Here is a 20233-nt window from a genome sequence, read left to right on the forward strand (position 1 = left end):
AAGGGCAATGCTCTAATTTTTACATCCGCCTACCCACAGATTCTGCGGAGGAGGCCCTTCGGGCGTGGCTCAACGAATGCGACCGAAGGCGTTGGCTAAAAATCCCGCTCCACCGTGAGCTCCCCGATCTTGGCGTGCAGCTCCTTGATCTGAGGATCGTCGTTACTGCGGGTGCGTTCCGCCTTGGTGGAAAAGGTCTCGGCCAGATTCTCGATGGCCTGCCGTTTCCAGTTGGTGATCAGATTGGGATGCAGTCCGTAGCGGCTGCCCAGTTCCTGAATGGTCTGTTCGCCCTTGATCGCCTCCAGGGCGACCTTGGCCTTGAATTCGGCTGAATAGCGCTTACGTTTCGTTTTGCTCATTGGTTCCTCTCTTTCGTCAGTGCGGGGCTGTCCACCTTAATGCACTGTCCGAAATTTTGGTACCAGCTCTGATCAAGGCGCCGAAGCCATCACCAGGGCGATCATCGCCCTTGGCCGGAACTTCAACCTGACGGTCATCGCCGAGGGGGTCGAGACTGAAAGGCAGCTTGACTTTCTGCGTATAAACGGTTGCCCTGAAGCTCAGGGCTACCTGTTTGCCAAACCGGAACCGGCGGAGGTGGTCGTCGAGCGTTTGCTGCGCCGTTAGCAGGCTGATGAAAAACGTCCATCTGCGGCGTTGCCCTCGCCCTGCGTCTGAACATTTTTGCTCAGCCTGATGATCGCGTTTTCAAATCCGAAAATATCTTTCGACAGATGCAGGATCTGCGTTGGCAGTTCATCCTGTTCGGTGCTCGACGCCAGCTTGCGGCCAATATCGATCTGCGCCTGCAGCAGTTTATTTTGTTGCTCCTCTGCTGAATGCATCGTCAGCCCATTTGCGCCTTCAGTCGGCAGTAAGCAGAATCGCTTCGGCAACCTGTTTCAGTGATTTGCGCTTGTCCATTGCCAGCTTCTGCATCTTGCGGTGGGCCTCGGGTTCGCTGAGGCCGTTTGCGATCAGGATCCCCTTGGCCTGATCAACCAGTTTGCGCGTTGCGAGAGTATCCTTGAGACGGGCGTTTTCGTCGCGCAGGTTGTTAAGTTCGACAAACTGATGGATCGCCAGTTCAACGGTGGCCTGCAACTGGGCGGGTTGAAAGGGCTTGAGCTGATAGCCGAGTACGCCGGCGTCGCGCGCCCGGGCAATGGTGTCGGGATCGCTGGTTCCGGTGAGCAGAATGATCGGTGCCGCGACGCGGCTGCCCATTTTTTCGGCAGCCGTGACTCCATCCATGCCCGGCATCGAAATATCCATGATGATTAAGAGAGGGGTCTCACTGCATGCCAGGCTGACCGCCTGGCTGCCGTCTGCGGCTTCAATGATCCTGTCAAAGCCAAAACATTCTATGGTTTCGGCGACTTGACGTCTTGTCAGTGGTTCGTCATCGGCAATCAGTGCAATTTTCATGGTGACCTCCTGTCGACAACAGTTGTGCATACAGAATGCCAAGCCCCTGTCTGCCGCAGCACAGGCGGGAGGTGGCGTGTCGCAGGGGGGACTGAGGGGGGGGCTTACCGCCGCACCAGGTCCTCGCACAGGGCGAGCATGCCGATGCCGGTCGGGCAGGCGCGGTCGCAGCGGCCACAGGCGACGCAGCCGAGTTCACCCCAGCGCAGCGGGTCGGCGACCAGCTTGTGATAGACGCGGCGGCGGGTGCGCAGGGTTTCGGTTCCCAGGGGGTTGTGGCCGCCGGCCTCGCGCATGAAGGCGTCGAGCTGGCAGGAATCCCAGAGCCGGCTGCGCTCGGTCCGGTTGCCGAAGGTCCGGTCCTGGACGCCGAAGCAGTTGCAGGTTGGACAGGCGAAGTTGCAGCCGCCGCAGGCGATGCAGCGGGCGGCGATTTCTTCCCAGAACGCTTCGGGAACCTGATCCTCCTGCAGCAGCCGGGCGGCCGCAAGCAGGGTCGCGGGCCGTTCGGCGGGGCTCCGGTCGATGGCGCGCAGGGCCGTCGGATCGGCCGCGGTGAAACCTGCCAGCAGTTCCTCGCCCAGCTTCGCGTGGGGGCGGGCGAGCAGTTTGTCCGGGACGAGGATCAGTTCCAGATCGCAGGTCTCCGCCGGGGGAAGGGTTGCCCCTTGGGGCCCGGCCAGTCCGCTCAGGCCGACCAGCAGGGCGTCATGGCGGCGACGCAGGTAGGCGTCGTCGGTCGGTCGGCTGAGGAAGAAGCGGTCGAGAAAGGCGATGGCGGCCAGATCGAAGTGGTCGAGGCCGAGCAGGGCGACCGGTTTATCCGCCGGCACCGGGAGTCTGACATCGCCGCTGTTATCCAGCTCCATCAGCAGCTCAAGCTGGGGAAAGAAGATTTCGGTCGGTTTGCGCTGCAGCGGGGTCCCGACCAGCTCCGGCAGTCCGCCCGGCCAGGGGAGCAGCAGCCGGCTGCCGTCACTCTGCCGCTGCGGTGTCAGCAACCGCCGGCGGGTGGCGATCCGTTCCAGCAGACGGAGCAAGTCCTTTTCTGCCAGTTGTTTCAACATGGCTGAAGCCTCACGGCGCAGACCTTGAACTCGGGGATGCCCGATTCCGGATCAAGGGCGTTGTTGGTCAGGGCGTTGGCGGCACCCTCGACGAAGTGGAAGGGGATGAACAGCTGACCCGCCGGAACTCGGTCGGTGATTCTGGCCAACGCCTCGATGCTGCCTCGGCGACTGCTTATCTGCAGGGGTTGACGCTCTTTCAGCTGATGGCGGGCGGCATCCTGCGGATGGATTTCAACATAGGGCTCGCGCTCCTCGCGGTCGAGCAGGTGGCTGCGGCGGGTCATGCTGCCGGTGTGCCAGTGGACTCCGGTGCGGCCGGTGTTGAGCAGAAAAGGGTAGTCGGTGTCCGGCACCTCGGCTGAGGGCCGGTAGGTCACCGGGCTGAAGCGGGCCTTGCCGCGGCTGCAGTTCTCGACGTGCAGAATCGGGGTGCCGGGATGCTCCGCCTCCGGGCAGGGCCATTGCAGGCCGGCCCCCTCCAGCCGTGGATAGCTGATGCCGGCGTAGCTCGGGGTCAGCGTGCTGATCTCCATCATGGTCTGCTCCGGTCCGGTGTCGTCGGCCTGCAGACCGCAGCGCCCCAGCAGGGCGCGGAGGATCTGCCAGTCGGCCCTGGCTTCGCCCGGCGGTTCGATCGCCTTACGGCCGCGCTGCACCCGGCGCTCGGTGGAGGTGTAGCTGCCGTCCCGCTCGGCGTAGCAGGCCGCCGGCAGCACCAGGTCGGCCAACTGCGCGGTTTCGGTGGGGAAGATGTCGATCACGGCGAGAAACTCCAGCTTCTGCAGCGCCTGACGGATCAGGCCCTGGTTCGCCTCGGAAAGCAGCGGGTTCTCTCCCATGATCAGCATGCCGCGAATCCGGCCCTCCGCGGCGGCCTCCATGGCGTGGGTGGCCATCAGTCCGGGTTGTTCCGGCAGATCCACGCCCCAGGCGGCGGCGAATTTTTTCCGCACCGCCGGGTCGCTCACCTTCTGGTAGCCGCTGTAGACATCGGGCAGGGCACCCATGTCACAGGCCCCCTGGACATTGTTCTGGCCACGCAGGGGATTGATGCCGGTGCCGGGGCGGCCGAGGTTGCCGGTCAGCAGGGCGAGGTTGGAGAGCGCCCGGACATTGTCGACCCCGTGGCTGTGCTGGGTGATGCCCATGGCGAAGACGATCATTGCCTTTTCCGCGCGGGCGAAACGGCGTGCGGCCGCGACCAGCTGTTCTTCCGGTTCCCCGGTGATGGCCGCGACCCGCTCCGGAGTGCAGTCCCGCAGCGAGGTTTCGAAGGCGGCGAAGTTTTCACAACGGGCGGCGATGAAGTCGCGGTCTTCCAGGCCGTCGGCGAGGATCTGTCGCATGATGCCGCAAAGCAGGGCGACATCGGTACCGTTTCGCGGCCGCAGGTGCAGGTCGGCGTGCCGGGCCAGGCGGATGGTCCGGCTGTCGATGACGATCAGATCCGCGCCGCGCTGTTTCGCCTGCAGGATCCGGCTGCCGATCAGCGGATGCTGCTCGGTGGTGTTGGAGCCGATCACCAGCACCAGGTCGGTCTGCTCGAAGCAGTCCAGGCTGTTGGTCATCGCCCCCGAGCCGAGGGTCTCCGCCAGGCCGAAGACGGTCGAGGAATGGCAGAGCCGGGCGCAGTGATCGATGTTGTTGGTGCCGAAGCCGGCCCGGGCCAGCTTCATCAGCAGAAAGTTTTCCTCGTTGGAGGCCTTGGCCGAGGCGAGGAACATCAGGCTGTCGGGACCGTGCCGTTCGGCGATGGCGCTCAGCCTTTCGTGCAGCAGGTCGAGGGCGCTGTTCCAGTCGCAGGGGACCAGCTCCCCCTGCCGGCGGTACAGCGGCACGGTCAGCCGCTCCGGGTGGGCGACGAAGGCATGGGCGTTCCAGCCCTTGAGGCAGAGCTGCCCCCGGCTGACCGGATGGCCGGCGGCCGGTTCGACACCGCTCAGCTGTCCCCGTTCGTCAGTGAACAGATAAAAATTGCAGCCGGTGCCGCACCAGGGGCAGGTGGTCAGGGTGGTTTTCACAGGGCGCCCCGCAAATTTTCCACCTCTTCCAGCCAGAAAACCGGGCCGTCGCTGCAGCAAGAGAGGTGCTCGATGCTGCAGTGGCCGCACTTGCCGACTCCGCAGCGCATCTGCCGTTCGAGGGAGAGCATGATCCGCCGGTCGCCGTCGAGGCCGAGTCGGCGCAGTTCGGCAATGACCGGACGGTACATCGGCGGCGGGCCGACCAGCACCGCCCGGCAGTCGGTCGGGTCGAAATCGAGTCGTGACAGCAGTTCGGGAAGCAGCCCGGTGTCGCCGTCGTAACAGGACGCGGCCGGGGTCCGGTCGACGGTGGTGCGGCAGTCGAGCCGGTCACTGCGCTGCCAGACGGCCAGGTCGTCCTTGAACATCAGGTCGGCGGGAGAGCGGGCACCGTAGAGAATATGGACCGCGCCGAATTCTTCCGGCCGGTCCTGGCAGTACTGGATCAGCGAACGCAGCGGCGCCAGGCCGCAGCCGCCGGCGATCAGCAGCAACGGCCCGCTCCGCAGAGCGTCGAGCTGGAAGGGGCGGCCGAAGGGGCCGCGGATGCCGATCGTGGCGCCGGGAGCAAGCTGGTGGAGGGCGGAGGTGAGCCGCCCGGCGCGGCGCACGCCGAGTTCAAAGACGGGGCCGCGGGTCGGTGAACTGGCGATGGAGATCGGCGCCTCGGTCAGTCCGGGCAGCGACAGCTGGATGAACTGACCGGGCTGGTGTCCCAGGGAGGTATCGTCCGCGAGCTGCAGTCGGAACAGCTTCTCCTGCGGAGTCAGATCGCTGGTTTCCAGCAGCCGGCAGGGCCGGGGGGCATAGAGCGAGGCGGGGATGGTCATCGATCTGCTGTTGTCATCCCGTCTCCGGCAGGGCGGCCCGCACCGCGGAGATCAGCTGGCTGACATCCTCTTCCCGGGTATTCCAGGAACACATCAGCCGCGCTTCACCGCTGCCGATGAAGGTATAGAAATACCAGCCGTCGGCCTGCAGGGTTTCGATCACTCCCTGCGGGAAACGGACGAAAACCGCGTTGGCCTCGACCGGATGGACCACCTCGACCCCGGGCAGGGCCTGCAGTTCGTCGCCCAGTCGGGTCGCCATGGCGTTGGCATGGCGGGCGTGGCGCACCAGGACCCCATCCTGCAGCAGGCTGATCCAGGGGGCGGAGAGGTAGCGCATTTTCGAGGCCAGCTGGCCGGCCTGCTTGCAACGGTAATCGAATTCCGCCGCCAGTTCCCGGTTGAAAAAGATCACCGCTTCGCCGACCGCCATCCCCACCTTGGTGCCGCCGAAGGTCAGCACGTCGATACCGGCCTTCCAGGTCAGTTCGGCGGGAGGCAGATCACGTCCGGCCAGGGCGTTGGCGAAGCGGGCGCCGTCCATGTGCAGCCGCAGGTTGTGCTTTTCGGCGCAGTCGCGCAGGGTCTGCAGCTCATCCGGGGTGTAGACAGTGCCGAGTTCGGTCGACTGGGTCAGGCTGAGGACTTTCGGTTTCGGATAATGGATGTCGCTGCGCCGGGTGACCAGGTACTCAACCTGGGCCGGGTCGACCTTGCCGCCGTTGCCGGTGGCGAGCAGGATCTTGGTACCGTTGGAGAAGAACTCCGGCGCTCCGCACTCGTCGGTTTCAATGTGTGCCAGTTCGTGGCAGACGATGCTGTGATAGCTCTGGCAGAGGGAGGCCAGGGCCAGGGAATTGGCCGCGGTGCCGTTGAAGACGAAGAAGACCTGGCAGTCGGTTTCAAAAAACTCCCGCAACAGGTTGCAGGCGCGGGCGGTCCAGGGATCATTGCCGTAGGAGTTGACATGCCCCTGGTTGACCGCCTGCATCGCCGCCATGGCTTCCGGGCAGATCGGCGCGTAGTTGTCACTGGCAAACTGGTTTTTCAGCTCGGGATCGGGATGGACGAGTTTCATGGTGACTCCTTCAGGAACAAAAAGATTGTGCAGGAAACGATTGTAGTCTCCCGGCGGGAAAAGGCAACTGTCAATTCGGAAAACCGAGGCGCCGGGACCGCCAGGAAAACCCTTTTAACGGAGAGTCGCTGAGAGGGAGAGAACGCAGAGAAAATCAAAAGCAGTTTTTGGGCGTTGAAACGTTTCGGTAGCGCAGCAGGTGCAGCCCCTTGTCGGGGTCGGCTTCCGGGAAGTCCTCGCCGGCCCGCAGAGTTTCCATCAGCTCCAGGAAGGACGCGTGTTCGGCGATGGTGGCGGCGAGGAAGCTGCGGCCGAGGCGGGGTACGGCCATGCAGGCGAGCAGTTCCCCGCCGGGAGCAAGCAGTTCGGGCAGCCTTCTCAGCAGCCGCGGCCAGTCCCGTTCCGGTACAAAGCTGTTGCCCTGGGTGTCGGGCGGATCGGCGATGACCAGGTCGAAGGGTCCGAGCCGCCGCAGTTTGCCGAAGGATTTGAACAGGTCGTGGGCGAGAAAACCGGCCCGGCGCGGGTCGAGATTGTTCAGCTGGTGGTTGCGGCGTCCCCAGTCGAGGGCGTTGCGGCTCATGTCCAGGTTGATGACCTGTCCGGCGCCGCCGTTCAGGGCGGCGACCGAGAAGGAGCAGGTATAGGCGAACAGGTTCAGAATCCGTTGACCGGCGGCCCGTTTGCGGACCAGCCTGCGACCGACCGCCATGTCGGGGAAGAAGCCGATGTTCTGCCCGCGGTCGAAGTGCAGCTGGTAGCGGAGTCCGTCCTCGATGGCAAGAGGATGCTCCGGCATCCTGCCCCAGACCAGGTTCTGCGGGGCGCCGGGCAGGTCGCGGCGCTGCAGGACCAGGCCGCGTGGTTGCGGATCGAGGCGCTCCGCCAGCCAGGTCGCCAGCCGGCCGGGGAGATCCTCTGCCGGCGGACGGTAGCAGATCAGGTGCAGCAGCGGTGGATACCAGTCGAGAACCAGATGTTCCAGGCCGGGGAAGGCGCCGCCCCGTCCGTGCAGCAAACGCTTCGCTGCCGGTGAGCCTGCGGCGGGCAGACGTGGTTCGAGTTCGGCGATGAGAAGTGAAAAATCCCTGGTCATAGAAAAAAATCAGGTCAGGCGGTTGAAAAAGCGGACCACCTTGATAGGGTTTAAACAACCAACGTGAGTACCAGTCTTGCTCACTGCAACAACCTCTTGACGCGTCGATTCCTCCTGATTGGCGCGTCTTTTTTGTGTATGAGGACGCCGGCTTTTTCATCAACTCTGCGTTGCTGTCCCGCTTCGCTTGTGCGACGTAGCTGCCGCGCTCATTGGGCAGCGTCTTGATGTGCCACCTGCCCCGTTCCTTGTCGGAGCCTGCTCTTTTTGTCTTCTCTGGACTCTACGATAACCTGTGATTATTGCAACGTTTTTTTATTGGCAGAGAGGGTAAAGCAGGTTAAGCTGAAATAATGGTATTTTTTCAGGGAGGGAAAAGATGGCTGTGACACTGCTGGAAATGCTCAGGGAAGCGGACCTGATCACCCGTGAGCAGTTTGACGAGGCACTGCTCAACCGGGTTGTCTACGGCGGCAAAATCGGCACCAGTCTGATCGAACTGGGGCTGATCGAAGAAGAAACCCTGGCCCGTTTTTTGAGCAGAAAGCTCGCGGTGCCCTACGTCCACCCGGATCAGTTGCAGAATGTCCCGGCTGACGTGATTCAAAAGGTGCCGCGGGGACTGGCGCTGAAGTACAAGGTTGTGCCGATCAAGTTTGAAAAAAAACGTCTCAGTCTGGCGATGGCCGACCCGGCCGACCTGCGTGCCATTGACGAGATCGCCTTCATCACCGATTTCATTATCAAACCGCTGATCGCCCCCGAGGTCCGCCTGCTGCAGGCTCTCGGACGCTATTACGATTACGAAATCGAGGAACGGTTCCAGAATATCATCGCCCGTATCGGTGAATGGAAAGGCACCGCGGCCGAGGCCGAGGCGGTCCAGCAGGCTCATGAGGAAACCGACGAGGAAAAGCTCGAAGAGGCCGTCGTTATTGAAGAGGAACCGCCGGCCGTGGCTGTTCCCGAAACCATGGAGTCGGTTGCCGAAGGGCTCGCTTCGGCAACCTCCCGCGAAGAGATCGGCGAGGTGATGATCCGTTATCTCGGCCAGGAATTCAGTCACGCCGCGCTGTTCGTCCTGCGTGAAGACAAGGCTGACGGCTGGAAAGCGGTTGCCGGGCAGAAAAACCTCGATGATTTTCCCCAGTTCAGTATCGATCTGACAAAGGCCTCGGTGGTCAGGACCGTGATTGAGGAAGGCAGCCCCTATCTCGGCGGGCTTCCCAATCGGGGGCAGAACGGTCGTTTGATCAAGGCGCTGGGCGGTGAGAAGCCGACCTCGGTGCTGCTGCTTCCGGTCAAACTGGCCCGGCGGACCGTCAATGTTCTTTACATCGCCGGCGGCGAGGGCAGCCTCGGTGAACGGATGGCCGACCTCAATCGCCTGGTGCGCAAGATGAGCCTGGCGTTCGAGATCCTGATCCGTCGCGAAAAGATCCTCATGACCTGAGGTTTTCCTGGTCCCACGTCCTTAACCGTGCAGCCGTTCAGGAGTCTGTCGGACTATCCGGGCTGAAGCGAAAATTTGGCTGATTGAGGTCAGATTTTAGCTCATTTGAGGGCAATAGCCGTAGCTATTGATCGAAAAGACTCCTAGGCGTGCCCCTGCGGATGCTCGATGTCGAGTCTGTGGCCGTTGCGGGTCAGGATCTGCGGATCATGATGGAAAATTTCGGTCCGTCCGGCACCGTGCCGACGACCGGTTTCCACGGCGCAATAGGCTTCATCGACCAGGTTGCGCGGGTCGATGATCCCGTTGCCGGCATGACCGCTGATGCCCATGCTCAGGGAAAGGGTGAAGTGGCTCAACGGTTTTTTCGGCCCGTTGATCATAACCTCCCGGCGGATGCGTTCGGCCAGCAGGAAGGCGTCAGGGGTCGGGGTGTCCGGCAGAATAATGGCAAAGTCCTGGTAGTTGAAGCGGCAGGGGATGTCGCTTTTTCGCGCCGTGACCTGGATGACATCTCCGGTCAGACGTAACAGGCTGTCGCCGACGCGATGGCCGAAATTGTTTTCCAGCCAGTTGAAACTGTCGATGGTAATGATCAGCAGTGACAGCACCGAGCCATGTCGCTGGCAGCGTGCCGCCTCAAATTCCAGTACGACATCAAAATAGGAGCGGTTGTACAGTCCGGTCAGGCGGTCGCTGATGGCGAGTTTGGCCAGTTGACTGTTCTCCGCCCGCAGTTCATCGGTGCGTTGCTTGTGCGCCAGGTGATGGTGCAGCCGGGCGCCCAGTTCGCGGGCGGTGATTCCGTAGTCGAAACAGTCGCCGGCCCCTTTCTGCAGGGCGAGAATTTCCGCATCCCGCTGCGGGTCCGGAGTGAACAGGAGCAGCGGGATGTCGCACCACTCTTCGCGGTCGCCCAGAACCTCGGCCAGGCTGTTCAGTTGCTCCACCTCGGGCGGCTGCCAGTCAAGAAAAATGGTGTCGATCTCCTCAGTCTGCAACCGTTCGATAGCTTCCTGTTTGTTGCGGACGCAGAGGATGCGGGAGAAAATCCGGGTGCAGTCGACCAGGCGCAGCAGGTAATCCCGGGAACTGGACAGTGAACTTATGATCATTGACGTCTGGGGCATGGTCGGCTCCGTCACCGTAAATGGGCTTAGCAACCATATCGGCCACGGAAGTCGAAAGGTCTAGGGAGAATCTCCCGAGGTTATTTTTTCTGCAGTTGTTTCAGTCCGCGGTTCCGGTGCTGTGCGCTTCGCAAGGTGGGATGCGCGTTTCCCTGGCCGCTGCTCTGCTGGCGTTCGACATCGTCGCGTGACAGGTGGAGAAACAGACCCAGCGAGGAAAGCAGCACGCTGGCGCCGACCAGGATCGCCACCGGGTAGTAGAGGTTGCCGGCCAGATCGAGCTGGCTGTACTTGATGACCATGATCAGTCCTTCGAGCACCAGGGCAACGCAGACGGTGCCGACAAAACGGGTCAGTTGCCGGCGGATGATTGAAAAGGTGTGGCGGCTGTTGTGCGGGACGGCATATTCGTGGCTGATCCCGATGCCGAGTTCGAAAATGGCCAGGGCGATGATGGCTGTATTCAGTGCCCGGACCAGAATCGAGATCAGCTCGTGTCCGGCCAGGATGCCGTTCCAGAACTGAAATCCGGCCAGTCCGATCAGTAACAGCGCGAGGCCCAGAAAGACAGCGGCAAAAGTCTGTCCGAGCCATATTTTCCAGAGTTGCGTCATGGTGACCTCTTTCCTGAATTCGTGAGTCAACGACTTGTGCTGTTCACCGACAAGGGGCTTACAGATTCAAGTCTTGCAGGGGCCAAGCTATAGCGGTTCCAGCTCGACGGCAACGGGGATTGGTGCAGACTTCGGTTGGGGGCGGGACAGGGAGAGACTGTGGTTTCGGACAGTTGCCTGCCGGACGGCACCGTGAAGGTCGCCGATAACGGTCGAAGTGTCGTGGCGGGGCGGTAAAAACCTGTTTTGGTAATGAGTTTATTTTATCTTGCAGCGGAAAGAAATTTTAAAAAAAACCTTGACTGCCGATAAGTTGTTCTGATAAAACAATGATCAAACATCGTTTTGGGGATGAGAATCTCCGATCCTGACACCGCGCTTTTGACTGTTATTTGATGCGTCGGGCCTGCAAGGGCCGGACGCGTTTTTTTTTGTGCTGGGGCGGGTCTTTTGCACCGACTCTGCGTTGTCTTCCTCTTCGCTTGTGCGACGCAGCTCTTGATTCGGCGCAAAATCCCTCGCCTTTCGGCGGTAGAGGGTTACGGAGCGCTACTCCAGACAGCCCAGTTCCGTTTCAATGCGACGCAGCACCGTCATCAGGTCGGGTTGCGGTTTGCGCAGCACCTGGTCTTCGCCGAGTCCCAGTTCCACCAGCTCCGGCGGTAGCTGGTATTCGATTGACCCGGTGTGCATCAGGATTCGCAGCTGGGGTTGCAGGGCGCGGGCTTCAAGGGCCAGCTGGTTGCCGTTCCCGTCGCTGAGGCGGACGTCGACAATCGCCAGGCCGAACGGTTCCCGCCCCAGCAGCTTGAGGGCTTCTGCCATCGATGCCGCGGTTTTGACCTGGTGCCCGCAGTCTTCCAGGAACATCTGCAGACTGTCACGAATGGAGGGCTCATCGTCGACAATCAGAATGGCTTTCGGTGTTGCTGCTGAAATCATGAATCCTCCCTGGGAATTGGCAGCCGAATGCTGAAACAGCAGCCCCGTCCGGGGCTTGACTCAACGGAAATGCTGCCGCCGTGGTTCTGGTGAACAATGTAGGAAACCAGGGCCAGGCCGAGCCCTGTTCCGCCGCGTCCAAGCCGGGTGCTGAAAAAAGGTTCGAAGATTCTCAGCCGGGTCTGTTCATCCATGCCGGGACCGTTGTCTTTGATTTGCAGCAGAATATGTTGGTCATGCTGTTCAAGGGTGATGGAGATGGTTGGCTTTTCAGTGCCCGCTTCGATCATCGCCTGAGCCGCATTGCGCAACAGATTGAGGACCACCTGCTGCAACTGGTCGGAGGTTCCCTGAATCGTCGGCAGAGAGGACGCCATTCGTTTCTCTATGCGGATGTGGCGAAAATCGAAATTCTGTTCCGGGTCGTATTCCGTGGAGGCCAGTTTAAGGGCGGTCTTTATAACGGTTGCCAGATCAACCGGGTGTTTCCGGTTCGGTCGGCGGCTGAATGTCAGCAGGTCTTCGACGATGGTTCGGGCGCGCAGGGCGGCTTCGGTGGCACTGTCGATGATGTGCGGTATCTGTCTCCGTTTCAGGTAGGCGGCCAGGGCTTCGGGAGGGAGCCCGGTTTCTGCAGTGGCATCCTGATTGGTCCTTCCCTTGGAGTCGAGGCGCAGGGAGAGTATCTGCAGGTTCTGCAGGACGCCTGCCAGCGGATTGTTGATTTCGTGAGCGATGCCGGCGGCCAGTTTGCCGATGGTCAACATTTTTTCCGACTGCAGCATGAACTCTTCCATCTGCTTGCGCTGGCTGATGTCGCGAACCCCGGCGATGATGACCTGCTTGCCGGCAATGGTGGTCGTGCGCAGGCTGACTTCGGCCCAGAAGAGCTCACCGTCAAGGCGGCGTGCGTGCCATTCGAAAACCTGCTGTCCATCCCGGCGGGTTTTTTCAACGAGGACCCTGGCCTCTTCCCCGGTATAGGGAGCGGTGCCTGAACTGAGTTTGTCGATATCGCTGGCAAGCAGTTGTTCCCGGCTGCCCCGGTACATGATTTCGGCGGTATGGTTGAGGTCCAGAATCCGGCCATCCCCGGCATCGTGAATGAACAGGGCTTCGGTGGTTCCGTTGAAAATTTCCCGGAAGCGTTCTTCGCTTTCGCGCAATTCCTGTTCGGCCTGCTGCCGTTCGGTGATATCGACCAGGATACCGCGCAGACCGACCGGTTTGTTGCCCGAGTGAATCGCGCGGGCATAAATGAGCGTGTTGCGCAACCGGCCGTCGGCCAGACAGATTCGGTGGAGGCGGCCCGTGGCGTCATCGTCGTTCAGCAGTGCCCGAATGCGTTCTTCGATGCGTGGTTGGTCGTCAGGGTGCTGAAAATCCTGGATCCGGCTGCTGAGAATCTGCTCCCGACTGTACCCGCTCCATTCCAGAGCCTGGTTGTTGACATAGGTGATTCGCCCATCACAGTCGGTTTCAAAAACCGTCTGCGGCAGGTTGTCGGTCAACTCCCGCAACTGGGCCTCTTTGCCGGCTGCTTCGGTGCGGGCGTTGCGTTCCCGTTCCAGGGCCTGCTGCAATGCCAGGGTCTGCCGCCTGACTTCCCGTCCCAGCATACGGTTCCAGAGCCCGATGGCCAGCACCAGCAACAGGCAGAGGGCGAGTGCCAGGGCGACAATGACGATCTCTCTGCGGTTGAGCGGCTTTTCGGAGGAGAGTCCGACCCAGTGTCGGAACAACTCGTCTTTGTCCTGTTGCGGGATAGCATCGAGTGCCTTGTTGAGAATTTTCTGCAGTTCCGGCCAGTCGTTGCGGATGCCGAAGCGCAGATTCCAGCGGAAATCGATGAAACCGCTGGCTTGCAGATTACTCAGACCCAGCCGGTCGATGTTCCAGCTGGCCACCGAAAGATCTGATACCAGGGCGTCAACCTTGCCGAAGGCCAGCTGCTGCAATCCATCGAGATCGCTGTTGACAGCCACCAGCCGGGCTTCCGGAACGTTTTTCCGCAGGTAGCTCTCGCTGGCGTAGCCGCGGACAACAGCGACCTTTTTATCGGCCAGCTGTTGTTCGGTCAATTTCTTCGGTCCGCCCTTGCGGGTGATGATGACATTGGGCAGGCGCACATAGACACTGGTGAAGAGCAGTTTTCTGGAACGTTGCGGGGTTTGCTGGATGGAGCCGATAAGATCGATGCGATGGTCAAGGGCCATCTGCAGCAGTTCGTCCCAGTTCCGCGCCGGGATGCGGCGGAAATGGATGTCGAGGCGTTTTTCAAGCAGTCGCAGGTAGTCGGCGGTGAGGCCCTGGTGGCGCCCCTGTTCGGTGAATTCAATGGGGGGATAGTTGGGCAGCATGCCGACCCGGATGGTCCGGGCATGGTGCTGGAGCCAGGATTGTTCGGCATTGGTCAGTTGCAGCGGAGGCGCTGCGCTGTGCGCAACCGGGCCGAGCAACAGCAGGCAGAATAACAGGAAGAAGACCGTTGCCGGAGAACCGGGGGAAGAATGTCGGACAGCTGGTGCGGACATGCCACCTCTGGCGGAAGGGAGGCAGAGTTTTACAATCCGGGCAGAGTCGCTGGTGCAGTGCCGGACAGACCGATTCAGCAGTCAGTATATCATCCGCAGGGATGTTGTCAGGGTCGGGGGGACGGTTATGGTTCCTGCAGGCGTTGTCAGCAGATTCGCGGCAGCTGTTCTCCGGCGAGCATTTCGATGGCGCGCAGGCCGCCGATGGTGGTGCGCATCAGCACTCGGCCGCTTGATACAGCGCTGACCTCGCCGATGATGGCGGCTTCTCCGCCGGCGGGATGGCGGCGCATTGCCTGCAGGGCGGGCTCGGCCCGGTCGGCGGTGACGATCGCCAGCAGTTTTCCTTCGTTGGCGACGAACAGCGGATCGAGGCCGAGAATGGCACAGGCGCCGCGGACGCTCTCGTGGATCGGCAGCGCGGTTTCGTCGAGGGTGATGTCGACCCGGGACTGCCCGGCGATCTCCCGCAGCGTGGTGGCAACGCCGCCGCGGGTCGGATCGCGCAGGACATGGAGGTCTTCTCCGCAGGCGGTGAACAGGGCTTCGACCAGGTCGTTGAGGGCGGCGCTGTCGGTTTCGATATCACTGTTCAGTTCCAGCCCTTCGCGGCTGGCGAGTACCGCCATGCCGTGGTCCCCGATGGCGCCGTTGATCAGGACCTTGTCACCCGGTTTTGCGGCGTTGCCGCCGATCTTGCGCCCTGCGGGTATCCGGCCGATGCCGGCGGTGTTGATGAAAATCTTGTCGCCCTTGCCGCGCGGCACCACCTTGGTGTCGCCGGTGACGATCTTCACCCCGGCGGCGTCGGCCGCCTGCCGCATCGATTCCAGCACTTTCCTCAGTTCGGTGATCGCCAACCCTTCTTCGAGAATCAGCCCGACACTGATCGCCACCGGCTCCGCCCCGGCCATGGCCAGATCATTGACCGTGCCGTTGACGGCCAGGTCGCCGATATTGCCGCCGGGAAAGAAGATCGGGTCGACTACGTAGGAGTCGGTGGTGAAGGCCAGCTCACCGTCGACGGCCGGCAGCACCGCGGCGTCGTTCTGCTGTTCGGGAGCGACTCCCGAGAGGGCGGGAATGATGATGTCGTCGAGCAGTTGGTGGCTCAGTTTGCCGCCGCTGCCGTGGCCGAGGAGGATGATGTCGGGATTCATGGAATTCTGCCTTTGCAAAAAGAAACTAGGCCGCCAAGTCGCCAAGGACGCCAAGAAGGTCAAAAACTCATTTAACGGAGAGGCGGAGAGGAGCAGAGACGGAGAGAAAATCTTTTGGGTTTAAAACCAGAAACTGCTTTTGGTTTTCTCTGTGTCCTCTCCCTCTCTGCGACTCTCCGTTAAAAAAGGTTTTCTTGGCGCTCTTGGCGTCCTGGCGGCGAAAGGATTTTCATCATGAGATATTGCCGTATTTGTACTCCGCCGCGCAGGTTCCTTCGCTCGACACCATGCAGGCTCCGACCGGATTCTCCGGGGTGCAGGCGGTGCGGAACAATGGGCAGTCGCCGGGGCGGACCTTGCCCTTGAGGATCTCGCCGCACTGGCAGCCGGTGTGCTCGACCGGTTTTTCGACACTGACCGGCAGCTTGCGGATGGCGTTGTAGTCGGCATACTCCGTGCGGATCTTCAGACCGCTGCCGGGGATGGTGCCGATCCCCCGCCAGGTTGCGTCGCAGGGTTCGAAGACGGTTTCGAGAATGCGTCGCGCTTTCGGGTTGCCGTCCGGTTTGACGACCCGCGAATATTCGTTTTCGACCTCGGCGCGTCCCTCGACCACCTGGCGGGCGAGCATTTCGATCCCCCGGAGCATGTCGAGCGGTTCGAAGCCGGTGACAACGCAGGGTACCCGGCACTGTTCGACCAGCGGCCGATAGGCGTTGACGCCGATGATCGTTGAGACATGGGCCGGGCAGATATAGCCGTCGACCTGCAGTTCGGGATCATTGGTCAGGGCCGCCATCGGTGCCGGCATGGTCTTGTGGGAGCCGAGCACGCTGAAGTTGGTCAGTCCCTGTTTTTCAGCCACCAGAATTGCTCCCGCGACCGTCGGAGTGGTGGTCTCGAAGCCGACGCCGAGAAAGACCACCTGCTTGTCCGGGTTGCGGGCGGCGAGGGCGACGGCATCGAGGGGGGAATAGACGATCCTGATCTGCGCACCCCGGGCCTGCTCGTGCAACAGGCTGCTCGACGAGCCCGGGACCCGCACCATGTCGCCGAAGGTGGTGATGATGGTGTCGGGCCGGCGGACCAGGGCCACGGCATGATCGACGTAGTCGACCGGGGTGACGCAGACCGGGCACCCGGGGCCGGAAATCAGCCGGATCGTTTCCGGCAGCAGGGCGCGGATGCCGTGCTGGTAGATTGCCATGGTGTGGGTGCCGCAGACCTCCATCAGGGTCATTTCTCCCCGGTAGCCGGCGACAGTCCGTTCGATTCGCGCCAGCAGGCCGCGGGCCACCTCGGGATCGCGCCAGGCGGTGGTCAAATTGAGTTCGTTCATTCCGGCACCAGTCCCATATCGAGGGCTTCGCGCAGCGCCTTCAGAGTCAGCTCCGCTTCTTCCGGGTCGATCTTTTCGATGGCGAAGCCGGCATGGATGAGAACGAAATCGCCGACCTCGACCCCGTCGACCATCATCAGCGAGGCTTCGCGCCGGACCCCGTCGATTTCACAGGTGGCGGTGTCGTCGGCGATGGATTTGACCTGCATGGGAACACCTAAACACATTTTCGTCTCCGTAGGGGGCCGATGAAAAGACTCAATCTGCGGCGTTGCCGCCAGTCTTCGATCCTCGACGTAGCTCCGCTACGCCTGTGGTCTCAGCCTGTCGGCGCCTTGCATCTCAAGCCTTTTGATCGGCCCTGGCGTTTTTATGGGAGGGCCGATGAAAAGGCCCTGTCTGCTGCGTTACGCTCAGTCTTCGGTCCTCGACGTAGCTCCCGCCTGCGGCCTCAGCCTTCGCAAGCCTTGCATCCATGACCTTTTGATCGGCCTCGGTGCGTTTGTGCTCTTGGTGAAAACCTCTTCCCTCTTTTCGAGAGGAGAATTCAGGTTATTTTTTCTTCGCCACCTGTTCGCGCAGCCAGTTGTACCAGGTTTCCATCCCCGCGCCCGATTTGCAGGAGAGTTCGATGACGCGGGCTTGCGGGTTGACCTGGCGGAGGTAGTCGCGGCAGGTTTCAAGATCGAAGTCGAGGTGCGGCAGCAGGTCGAGCTTGTTGATGATCACCAGTTCGGCGGCGCGGAACATCTGCGGGTACTTGAGCGGTTTGTCCTCTCCCTCGGTGATGGAGAGGACGGCGACCTTGCAGTCTTCGCCGAGATCGAAGGAGGCCGGACAGACCAGGTTGCCGACATTTTCGATCAGCAGCACGTCGAGATTCGCCAGGTCGAAATGGTCGACGCCGTGGCCGACCATGTGGGCGTCGAGGTGGCAGCCGGCGCCGGTGTTGATCTGGTGGGCCGGGACGCCGGTGGCGGCGATGCGTTCGGCGTCATTAGCGGTCTGCTGGTCGCCTTCGAGAACCGCGAAGCGCAGTTCATTGCTGAGCGCGCGCAGGGTGGTTTCCAGCAGGGTGGTCTTGCCCGAGCCGGGAGAGCTGACCAGGTTCAGGGTCAGCAGCCCGTATTCGGCGAAGCGGGCACGGTTGACGGCCGCCAGCCGATCGTTCTTGGCCAGCAGGTCTTCGCCGACCCGGATGGTGCGGCCAGCCTGGTTCTGGTCGTGATGATGGTGAGCCTGTTCGGTCCGTTCGGCACAGCCGCAATCGATGCACATGGTCAGTCGACCTCCAGTTCCTTGATACGCAGTTCTTCCCCCTGCAGCCGTTCCAGGCCGAGGGCTCCGCAGTCTCCGCAGGCAAAGCTGTGGTTGTCGATCTCCTGTTCCCGGCCGCAGTCGGGACAGCGGCCGAGGCCGGGAATTGATTCGACGATCAGCCGGGCGCCGTCGAGCAGGGTGCCCTTGCTGCAGGCTTCAAAGCAGAACTCCACGGCATCGGGAATGACTCCGGAGAGGGCGCCGATCTCGACCGTGACCGAGGTGACTCTGGTGCCGCCGTGTTCCCGGGCGGTGCGTTCGGCGATGTCGACAATGCTGCGGGTGATGCCGAGTTCGTGCATGGATGACTGTCCGGTCTGCCGGAATGCGCTCGCGGGTTCAGGGGTGAGGATGAAAAGTCACTATACGGGGCTATCCGCGGAAAAATCAAGAGGCCGGAAGCGGGTTTGCCGTATACGGTTTCGGCGCGGAACCTGTTGAAGATAACGGAAAATTTCGCAAGATGCGGATCTGCCGAGAAAATTCCAGCTATTCAGAAGTCGATTTCTGTTGCGGAAAAGCCAATGTTTGATTATCCTAATTAGGCACAGTTTTTCTTCTGTGCGTGTTTCTGCATCAGGTTCGTCCTGTACTGCAACGAGGTCCACAACATGCCGAATCAGACTGTTCAGCTCCATCCTGAGATGTCCGAAGATGTTCTCAACAGTCTGGCTGACGGGGTGTTCACTGTCGACCGGAAGCTGTGCATCACCTCTTTCAACCGGGCAGCGGAAGAGATCACCGGGTATCGTTGCGACGAAGTACTCGGCAGGCCCTGCAAGGCGGTTTTCGCCTCGGTGGCCTGCGGCACGGACTGCCCGGTTCGCGAGGCCCTGGCGACCGGGCAGCCGGTGATCAACCGGGAGTTCGACATCCTGCACAAAGGCGGTCGCAAGGTTCCCATTTCCATCAGTGCTTCGGTGCTGCGGGACGCCGGCGGGCGGATCATCGGTGCGGTGGAGACAATCCGCGATCTGTCCTCGCTGAGCAGCCTGAAAAGAGAGCTGTGCACCCGCTATGCTTTTGAGGAGATGATCAGCCGCTCGGAGAAGATGCGCCGCCTGTTTGATGTGCTGCCGGACATTGCCGCCAGCAACGCCACGGTCCTGGTCCAGGGAGAGAGCGGCACCGGCAAGGAACTGGTCGCCCGGGCGGTTCACAACCTGAGTCCGCGCCGTGACGGGCCGCTGGTGGTGGTCAACTGCGGCGCCCTGCCCGAGCAGTTGCTGGAGGCGGAAATCTTCGGAGCGCGGCGCGGTGCCTATACCGGGGCGGTGGAAAACCGGCCCGGCCGCCTGGAAATGGCCGAGGGGGGGACGCTGTTCCTCGACGAGATCGGCGACCTGCCCCTGCCGCTGCAGGTCAAGCTGCTTCGGGTGCTGGAGAACCACGAGTACCAGCCGCTGGGAGCCCGGCAGCCGCAGCAGGCCGATGTGCGGTTCGTCACCGCCACCCATCGCAACATCGAGCAGATGGTTGACAGGGGGACCTTCCGTCGCGATCTCTATTTCCGGATCAACGTGGTTTCGCTTTGCCTCCCACCGCTGCGGGAGCGCCCCGAGGATATCCCCCTGCTGGTGGACTGCTTTCTTGAACGTCTGAATCTCCAGTACGGCAAGCAGATCCGGGGACTGGCGCCCGCCGTTCTGCAGCAACTGCTCGACTACGACTATCCGGGCAACGTCCGCGAACTGCTCAACCTGCTTGAACAGATGGTGATCCTGGGGCGTAATGGCGAACTCGGGCCGGAACATCTTCCCAGGGGATTTGTCGAGCACCTGTCCGCCCAGGCTTCTCCGTCTCGCCCTGCCCGGATGCCGCAACGGGAAGCTCTTATTGAAATGCTCGACCGGCACCACGGAAATCGTCAGCAGACCGCCGCCGATCTCGGTGTCGATCGGACCACCCTGTGGCGCTGGATGAAGCGCTACCAACTCCTGTAGTCCTTCTCCCCCTGATTCGGTCACAGACGTTATGCCTGCCGTGTCCCGCGGTTGCCGGACGCGACGCAGTGGCTGAAATGTTGCATTTCCTGCTGCAACACTTCATTTGTCTGCAACAATTATATTTGACTAATTTTTAGAACGGATGTTGATTCCCGGATTTTCCTGTCAGTCTCATCGTTTCCTGCCTACCATAAATCGCCGAAAAACACGTTGATCGCAACGGTTGTCATAAAATGTTTTAATAAATAGGCGTTGCACCTGCAACA

19 protein-coding genes and 1 pseudogene are annotated in these 20233 nt (G+C 61.5%); 3 read left to right on the forward strand and 17 right to left on the reverse strand.

Translation table 11 applies throughout. From position 1 onward, the window contains the following. Positions 1 to 95 precede the first annotated feature (95 nt). Entirely contained in the window at positions 96 to 362 is a 267-nt protein-coding gene (locus C2E25_RS12475) for a transposase (protein ID WP_103116066.1), read from the reverse strand. Positions 363 to 441: 79 nt separating this feature from the next. Between C2E25_RS12475 and C2E25_RS18140 the strand changes: the two are divergent. Then, a pseudogene (locus C2E25_RS18140) lies at positions 442 to 630 on the forward strand (EAL domain-containing protein); the annotation flags it as partial. Here the strand turns inward: C2E25_RS18140 and C2E25_RS12485 are convergent. The 7 genes from C2E25_RS12485 to C2E25_RS12515 all read right to left on the reverse strand — a co-directional run bounded on the left by C2E25_RS12485 (position 627) and on the right by C2E25_RS12515 (position 7529). After that, positions 627 to 848: a hypothetical protein gene (locus C2E25_RS12485; protein ID WP_103116067.1), complete on the reverse strand. Its 222-nt coding sequence runs from the start codon at positions 846 to 848 to the stop codon at positions 627 to 629. The pseudogene C2E25_RS18140 and the gene C2E25_RS12485 overlap by 4 nt on opposite strands. Positions 849 to 867: 19 nt before the next feature. Further along, a complete protein-coding gene (locus tag C2E25_RS12490; RefSeq protein WP_103116068.1) occupies positions 868 to 1431 on the reverse strand; it encodes an ANTAR domain-containing response regulator in 564 nt (187 codons plus the stop codon). Positions 1432 to 1535: 104 nt separating this feature from the next. Next, positions 1536 to 2498, reverse strand: a complete 963-nt coding sequence (locus tag C2E25_RS12495) for a 4Fe-4S dicluster domain-containing protein (RefSeq protein WP_103116069.1) — start codon at positions 2496 to 2498, stop codon at positions 1536 to 1538. Next, entirely contained in the window at positions 2492 to 4522 is a 2031-nt protein-coding gene (gene fdhF, locus C2E25_RS12500; RefSeq protein ID WP_103116070.1) for a formate dehydrogenase subunit alpha, read from the reverse strand. The genes C2E25_RS12495 and fdhF overlap by 7 nt, the downstream gene beginning before the upstream one ends. Next, entirely contained in the window at positions 4519 to 5355 is an 837-nt protein-coding gene (locus C2E25_RS12505) for an FAD/NAD(P)-binding protein (protein ID WP_103116071.1), read from the reverse strand. The genes fdhF and C2E25_RS12505 overlap by 4 nt, the downstream gene beginning before the upstream one ends. Positions 5356 to 5368: 13 nt before the next feature. Further along, the gene (locus tag C2E25_RS12510; RefSeq protein ID WP_103116072.1) at positions 5369 to 6433 is read right to left on the reverse strand and encodes a threonine aldolase family protein; all 1065 of its coding nucleotides are present in this window, start codon (positions 6431 to 6433) and stop codon (positions 5369 to 5371) included. Between the two features lie 154 nt (positions 6434 to 6587). Then, positions 6588 to 7529 carry a class I SAM-dependent methyltransferase gene (locus tag C2E25_RS12515; protein WP_103116073.1) on the reverse strand — a complete coding sequence of 314 codons (942 nt, stop codon included), beginning with the start codon at positions 7527 to 7529 and terminating at the stop codon, positions 6588 to 6590. 379 nt (positions 7530 to 7908) lie between these two features. Here C2E25_RS12515 and C2E25_RS12520 point away from each other — a divergent pair, with 379 nt between their 5' ends. Continuing rightward, positions 7909 to 8982 (forward strand): general secretion pathway protein GspE, encoded by a 1074-nt coding sequence (locus C2E25_RS12520; protein ID WP_103116074.1) that lies wholly within the window; start codon positions 7909 to 7911, stop codon positions 8980 to 8982. Positions 8983 to 9125: 143 nt separating this feature from the next. On the opposite strand, the gene C2E25_RS12525 is transcribed toward C2E25_RS12520, so the two are convergent. From C2E25_RS12525 to hypA, 9 genes are all read right to left on the reverse strand, one after another. Then, positions 9126 to 10112 carry a GGDEF domain-containing protein gene (locus C2E25_RS12525; RefSeq protein ID WP_103116075.1) on the reverse strand — a complete coding sequence of 329 codons (987 nt, stop codon included), beginning with the start codon at positions 10110 to 10112 and terminating at the stop codon, positions 9126 to 9128. A gap of 80 nt (positions 10113 to 10192) precedes the next feature. After that, positions 10193 to 10726: a hypothetical protein gene (locus C2E25_RS12530; protein WP_199177429.1), complete on the reverse strand. Its 534-nt coding sequence runs from the start codon at positions 10724 to 10726 to the stop codon at positions 10193 to 10195. A gap of 549 nt (positions 10727 to 11275) precedes the next feature. After that, positions 11276 to 11668, reverse strand: a complete 393-nt coding sequence (locus C2E25_RS12535) for a response regulator (RefSeq protein ID WP_103116076.1) — start codon at positions 11666 to 11668, stop codon at positions 11276 to 11278. After that, positions 11665 to 14202 (reverse strand): PAS domain S-box protein, encoded by a 2538-nt coding sequence (locus tag C2E25_RS12540; RefSeq protein ID WP_103116077.1) that lies wholly within the window; start codon positions 14200 to 14202, stop codon positions 11665 to 11667. Before C2E25_RS12540 ends, C2E25_RS12535 begins: the two co-directional genes overlap by 4 nt. Before the next feature lie 146 nt (positions 14203 to 14348). Beyond that, positions 14349 to 15362 (reverse strand): hydrogenase expression/formation protein HypE, encoded by a 1014-nt coding sequence (gene hypE / locus C2E25_RS12545; RefSeq protein WP_103116078.1) that lies wholly within the window; start codon positions 15360 to 15362, stop codon positions 14349 to 14351. 232 nt (positions 15363 to 15594) lie between these two features. Further along, a complete protein-coding gene (gene hypD, locus C2E25_RS12550; protein ID WP_103116079.1) occupies positions 15595 to 16701 on the reverse strand; it encodes a hydrogenase formation protein HypD in 1107 nt (368 codons plus the stop codon). Next, on the reverse strand, positions 16698 to 16928 hold the full coding sequence (locus tag C2E25_RS12555; RefSeq protein WP_103116080.1) for a HypC/HybG/HupF family hydrogenase formation chaperone: 231 nt from the start codon (positions 16926 to 16928) through the stop codon (positions 16698 to 16700). The genes hypD and C2E25_RS12555 overlap by 4 nt, the downstream gene beginning before the upstream one ends. 325 nt (positions 16929 to 17253) lie before the next feature. Continuing rightward, entirely contained in the window at positions 17254 to 17979 is a 726-nt protein-coding gene (gene hypB / locus C2E25_RS12560) for a hydrogenase nickel incorporation protein HypB (RefSeq protein WP_103116081.1), read from the reverse strand. Between the two features lie 2 nt (positions 17980 to 17981). Continuing rightward, positions 17982 to 18323: a hydrogenase maturation nickel metallochaperone HypA gene (hypA, locus tag C2E25_RS12565; RefSeq protein WP_103116082.1), complete on the reverse strand. Its 342-nt coding sequence runs from the start codon at positions 18321 to 18323 to the stop codon at positions 17982 to 17984. 309 nt (positions 18324 to 18632) lie between these two features. On the opposite strand from hypA, the gene C2E25_RS12570 reads away from it, so the two are divergent. After that, positions 18633 to 19964, forward strand: a complete 1332-nt coding sequence (locus C2E25_RS12570) for a sigma-54 interaction domain-containing protein (protein ID WP_103116083.1) — start codon at positions 18633 to 18635, stop codon at positions 19962 to 19964. Positions 19965 to 20233: the final 269 nt, after the last annotated feature.

The organism is Geothermobacter hydrogeniphilus (assembly GCF_002898515.1).
Classification (GTDB): Bacteria; Desulfobacterota; Desulfuromonadia; order Desulfuromonadales; family Geothermobacteraceae; genus Geothermobacter_A.